The sequence below is a fragment of the Staphylococcus sp. HMSC036D05 genome (genome assembly GCF_001836225.1).
GTDB lineage: Bacteria > Bacillota > Bacilli > Staphylococcales > Staphylococcaceae > Staphylococcus > Staphylococcus caprae.
On sequence record NZ_KV827773.1, the window covers coordinates 1 to 799 of the forward strand.

Consider the following 799-nt stretch of genomic DNA (forward strand, 5'->3'; position numbering starts at 1 on the left):
CGTTGAGAAAGAGCTCATTCAACGTATTGGATTTGTCATCGAGCCAGAAAATTTATTCAGTAATTTAAAAACCAAAATTGAAAATCAAACGTTTGAAATCGAAGACTTAAGTAACGCCATCAAAAACGTCGAAAACTCTACAAGAGGTCATGAAAGTGAAGACGACTTTATCCACTTATTCGATGATATGGATTTAAACTCAAGTCGTTTAGGGAATACGAACGCAGCACGTACAAAGTTAATTGCCAAAGTTATGATGAATATTTCAACATTACCTTTCGTACACAGTGATTTAGAAATCGATATGTTAGGCGATGCATATGAATACTTAATTGGTCAATTTGCGGCCAGTGCAGGTAAAAAGGCGGGCGAATTCTATACACCTCAACAAGTATCGACGATACTCGCAAAGATTGTTACTGATGGTAAAGAAGACTTAAGAAGTGTGTATGATCCCACATGTGGTTCAGGCTCATTACTTTTACGTGTGGGTCGAGAAGCTAAAGTACGTAATTACTACGGTCAAGAATATAATAGTACAACCTATAACCTAGCTCGCATGAATATGTTACTCCATGATGTGAATTTTAAAGCCTTCCAAATTGAAAATGGGGACACATTAGAGGATCCAGCGCATAAAGGTGAACAATTTGATGCTGTAGTCGCAAATCCTCCATACAGTGCGAATTGGAGTGCAGACCCCTCATTCTTAGAAGATGAACGCTTTAGCGACTACGGGAAACTGGCACCGAAATCGAAAGCAGACTTTGCCTTTATTCAACATATGATTTATCACTTA

General features: G+C 38.2%; 1 protein-coding gene. It reads left to right on the forward strand.

Annotated elements, in window-relative coordinates; translation table 11 throughout:
- A partial coding sequence (locus tag HMPREF2580_RS00570; RefSeq protein WP_070830028.1) for a type I restriction-modification system subunit M occupies positions 1-799 on the forward strand: 799 nt, incomplete at both ends.